Raw genomic sequence first — 4,729 nt, 5'->3', positions numbered from 1 at the left:
GGTACAAAATGCATGCACGGACGGCTCGAGCGCGTCCATACGCGCAAGCGCGGCCTTAACCACGTCGATCGCGGACAGCTCTCGGGTCCGGACCGCATGCGCGATCCGGACGGCATCCAGGTTCGACAGTTCGTCGTTTGTCAAAACGAAAGCTCCTTTTAATATTGATTAGTACAACCAATGTCTATAGCGACCCACTGACCGTGGGCCGTCGGGCGATTGTGAGCCTAGCGTTCCAGCAGGTCGACGAGCGCCGCGTTGACGAATCTGGCGTCGACAGGATTGAGACCCGCGCCGCCTGCCTGATGGCCCCAGATCGACGGAATGGGCCGGTATTCGGCGTTGCGCATCTTCGATACCTCGTACTGGCTGTCTTCAGGCGGAAAGTACAGGTCGGTTTGGCCCGGCATGACGATGGTCTTCGCGGTGATGCTCGAAAGCGCGAGATCAAAATCACCTTTGTAAAGTGGGTTGGCGCTGATGTCGCCGTGTTGCCAGGTCCACAGCATGGCGAGCAGGTCGTTGGCGTCGCTTTCCAGAAAACCGCCTTCCCAGAACGTCACGAGGAAGTCCTCCAGCGATGAATATCCGAGCGCCTTGATCGCCAGCTTTTCGCGATAGAACGCCTGCGAAAAGCCCCAGCCGGCATAGACGCGGCCCATCGCGCGCAGCCCGCGGGCAGGCGGCTTGTCGTAGAAGCCCTCTTTCCATTCTGCATCCGCGGTGAGCGCTGCCTTGACGCCCTCGAGGAACACGAAGTTGTGCGGCGAACACCGCGCCGAGCCGCACGAGGGCAACATGCGCTTCACCATGCTCGGATACATCGAGCCCCAGTGGTAGGCCTGCAATGCGCCCATCGACCAGCCGGTGACGAGCTCGAGCGTCTCGATGCCGAAAGTTTCGGTGACGAGCCGGTGCTGCAGCTTGACGTTGTCATACGCCGTCACACCCGGAAAGCGGGCCTGGTTGTAGGGCGGTGGGGTATTGCTCGGCGAGCTGGACAAGCCGTTGCCCAGCATGTCCGGAACGATGATGAAGTAGCGTGCGGGATCGAGCGCCAGGCCGGGGCCGATCAGCCATTCGTTGTCGGCATGCTGGCCGCCGTACCAGGTTGGATAGACGATCGCGTTGTCGCGCGCGGCGTTCAGGGTGCCATGCGTCTTGTAGGCAAGCCTGGCGCCACGTAGTGTTGCGCCGGATTGCAGCACGACATCGCCCATCTCGGCAATTTCGAACGTATCTGGTTTTTTCGTCATGGGTTAAACATTCGCGGAAACGGTAAACAAACAAAGCCCGTCAACCAGGATTGGCCTGGTTGGCGGGCTTCATTGGCCGGGGCCTGCACGGACGCCTTTGTCCGTGCAGGCAAGTGATCAAGGAGTTACTGCTATGTTTCAGTGCTTGCTGGATGCATCCGGCAAGCAATGCGAGGCGATATTGCATATGTCGTGCCTGCTGCCGCGACACGCGGCTAATCATGCATCAAAGCAAGTGCTGGCTTGGCGCAGATGGCCGCAGTGCATCTGCTTCGTGATAACGAAGCCGTCGATGTCGTGCACCACGTGCAGGCAAATACGCACTGCGCTCTTGCACGTTATATGAAAATGCACCGTGAGCGCCGCTAACGTCTGATCAGCCGCTACCGCTAAATGCTCAATGTCTCGTGAACATTCGCGATCTCCCCCGTGAGCATGGATCGATGGGGCGGCGAGCGTGAGCCACTGGTCGATCCGCTGCTTGGTACGCGGCGCGCTATACGATGGCCGGCAGCAAAGCTGAATGCGGACGACATGACAGTCCCGGTGCTCTCGACCGGCAACAGGAATAGCAGGACTGGGCCTGTCCGCCTACCCACGCGATGACCACTGGGCGGGCTCGAAGGAATCTCCTGCGGCATGGTGCATACTTGCCCAACAGGCGCGAAGACGAGTACCCGGGTTTCAAAGAACTGTTCAGGGACGATTCGATTTGCGAAACATCGGCATCGCGTAGGTGGATGGCCTCCGAGATTCGCAACCCGGTTGAGGCCATCAGGCCAAACAGGGTCTCATACGTCGCTGGGCGCACACTCCCCTTTGGCCCGAGCCGATGGGCCGCAGCCAGCAATGCAACGACTTCCTCTTCATGGAAGATGTGCGGGGCGACGCGTGCCCGCTCAGGGCCGAAGACGGGTTCCTCCGGAATCTCGGTGTCAGGCTCGAACTGCCTCAGGTAGCGGGCGAAGTCGCGAACAATCGCTAAACGCGCAGCCCAGGTAGCAGGGGTGTCATGGTGCCATTTATCCTGTCGTGCCCAATCCGCCATGAGCTCTGTCGTGAGCGGTCTACGATGATTCAGGCTCTCGACATAACGGGCGAAGCTGGCTAATAGCGTGCTCCGCGAGCGCAACTCGAAACCCAAACGGTGCCGTTCGGCAAAGTAGTTGTCGATCCTCATCTGCAAGCTGACCCGTGCGCTCATGATTGGCTCCCAGGCCACGGCAGGGCCACAGCCGCCAGCTTCGCCGTGTCGAGCTTGGCGTAGATCAGGGTGGTATTGAGCGAACGGTGGCGCAGCACGTCTGCCACTTCCTTGAGCGTACTGCCGTTCTCAACCAGGCGGCATGCCAGGGTGTGTCGAAGCGCGTGAGCACTGTGGTGCGGCAAGCCGATGCGACAGCAGGCCCGTTTGATCACCTTCTGGATCGCGCTGGACGTAATCGGCTGGTCTCGCCCCGCCACCTGCCGGACGAAGATCGCCGGATGGCCAGAAGCAAAAGATGACGTTGATCTCTTGTCAGCGGTGGGGAAACTGCATGCCGTGATTTTCTCAACAGCATCGACCCACAACTGCCCTTCGACTAACCGCTGCGGACGTCCGAACCTCGACGAATTGCGGCCACTCACGCCTGCGATCCGCAAATTGAGACGTAACCCTCTCAAATCGGCCTGCAAGGCGCTCGGGGGTATGCTGCGCATTTCGGCGAAGGGCAGTTCTGCGGCGCCAGCGCACGGCAGCAGACGCAACGAATTGTCCGGGGCCACTTCTAAGGAGCGCCGTTCAGCTAAGCACTGAACGGCGCTTTCATTTCCTCAATTGCAATCGATCCGCATAGCGGCGCCGGCATCGCCGGCACGCGCCGCGGTCAGCACTGGCTACTGAACAGGCTCAGGCCGCTGCCGCCATCTCGCTGTCCAGCTCCTGGCGAACGCGACCAGCACTATTGCACCTGGATAAGCGTTCCAGCAGGCATACAGCGTTCACGTCACTGGGCGTTCGCAGCCGCCTGGCGCACGTCATTCGCGTCCCTGCTTGCGTAGACTTTGGTGAGGAAGGCCCCGATGGCCTGATTCTGGAAATCCACTTCAGGCTGGGTGACCCCGGCGGCGGAAAAATGACCTGAAGGCCAGCGCGGTTCGATCGTTTCGAATTGCGCGCCGTGAATATAGCGTGCGGCTTCCACTGCTTCGGCTTCCGGGTTGAGCAGATCGCCAACTCCGGCGAGAATCAGCGTGCGCGCCCGGATCGACCGTAAAGCCTGATGGTAGTCGCCGTTCAGACCCGGTGTGGTGCCGATGTCATGCGCATCGTAGGCCCACGTCTGATAAACCCAGTTTCGCGCATCAAAATTTTTCCACCCGTCATCTTCGGTTTTTGCGAGCCACGACTTGGCGTCGTCACTTTTGGGCATCGTATTCCTGAGCAACTGCGGCGTGCGGGTGATCAGCGCCATAGTACCGGCCCACAGACGCATGCCCTCTTGCGGCGGCTGGTTCTGTTGGTAGTTTCCGTTGTCCCAGGCAGGATCGGACATGATTTCCTGACGCGTGAGATCGAGCACGGCTTTGGTCCATGCGGGCGTACGTCCCAGCGGGACGATCGGAACCAGCGCGTCCATCATGTCAGGATGACTGACGCCCCACTGCAACGTCTGCATGCCGCCCATTGATGCGCCAACCACCGCGAACAGATGCGTAATTCCGAATTTGCCCGTAACGAGGCGGTATTCCGAATTGACCATGTCGCGAATCAGGAAATGCGGGAATGACATGCCGGGCTGGGCGACGCTGTTGGACGGCGAGGTTGTCAGACCATTGCCGATCGCGTCGGTCGTGATGATGAAGTACTTGTCGGTGTCGAGCGCCTTGCCTGGGCCGATCAGGTAATCGAGTCGATGGTGGTTGCCGCCGATCGCAGTGACCATCAGGATCGCGTTCGATTTCGTGGCGTTTAGCGTGCCATGTGTCTCGTACGAGATCGAAAAGTCCTTGATGACCTGCCCGCTTTCAAGTGGCAGGTTCCCTTCAGAATACCTCTCGGCAACTCCGGCCGCAGACGGCTGCTGCGCTTGTGCCGCGGCGGCAATGCCAAATACCAATGTGATAGCGGTAAGCCCCTGTTTCAGACGTCTCATTCCTTGCACCATTCGTTGGGAAAGGCGTGAGTTTGCACGAAGCGGGCGCTTTCTGCAGGCCACCTCTCCTGAGAACATGTGGGAGGCCGGGTCCAGCCAGGCTGGCAATACCTACAACAGACTTGCAGTTGACGCAAGGTAAAGCGACGATCGGTGGCGACGGTACTCGCAAGAACACGTGTACGACATCTTGATGACGTGATCATCGTTCGAAGTCGACTGCCACCCACACCTCATCGATGCAGATCACGCCTGCGCTTCGGCTTTTTCCCTCACGGCGTTCGGTGCATTACTGTGCTCGAGGATGAAGTCGCGCAACTGCGGATAGATGATGGC

Annotated in this window: 4 protein-coding genes; all 4 read right to left on the bottom strand. The window is 59.7% G+C overall.

Annotated elements, in window-relative coordinates; translation table 11 throughout:
• Window positions 1–227: 227 nt before the first annotated feature.
• Entirely contained in the window at window positions 228–1,256 is a 1,029-nt protein-coding gene (locus tag P0D89_RS51000) for an alpha/beta fold hydrolase (RefSeq protein WP_408370021.1), read from the bottom strand.
• 496 nt (window positions 1,257–1,752) lie between these two features.
• Window positions 1,753–2,460: a site-specific integrase gene (locus P0D89_RS50995; RefSeq protein WP_408370024.1), complete on the bottom strand. Its 708-nt coding sequence runs from the start codon at window positions 2,458–2,460 to the stop codon at window positions 1,753–1,755.
• On the bottom strand, window positions 2,457–3,005 hold the full coding sequence (locus tag P0D89_RS50990) for a tyrosine-type recombinase/integrase (RefSeq protein ID WP_408370027.1): 549 nt from the start codon (window positions 3,003–3,005) through the stop codon (window positions 2,457–2,459). The genes P0D89_RS50995 and P0D89_RS50990 overlap by 4 nt, the downstream gene beginning before the upstream one ends.
• A gap of 239 nt (window positions 3,006–3,244) precedes the next feature.
• Window positions 3,245–4,393 (bottom strand): alpha/beta fold hydrolase, encoded by a 1,149-nt coding sequence (locus tag P0D89_RS50985; protein WP_408370030.1) that lies wholly within the window; start codon window positions 4,391–4,393, stop codon window positions 3,245–3,247.
• Window positions 4,394–4,729 lie beyond the last annotated feature (336 nt).

Origin of the sequence: Paraburkholderia sp. RL18-085-BIA-A, assembly GCF_046027075.1 — a bacterium.
Taxonomy (GTDB): domain Bacteria; phylum Pseudomonadota; class Gammaproteobacteria; order Burkholderiales; family Burkholderiaceae; genus Paraburkholderia.
Note: the sequence above shows the minus strand (reverse complement) of the source record. Positions and strands in the feature narration are given on the sequence as shown.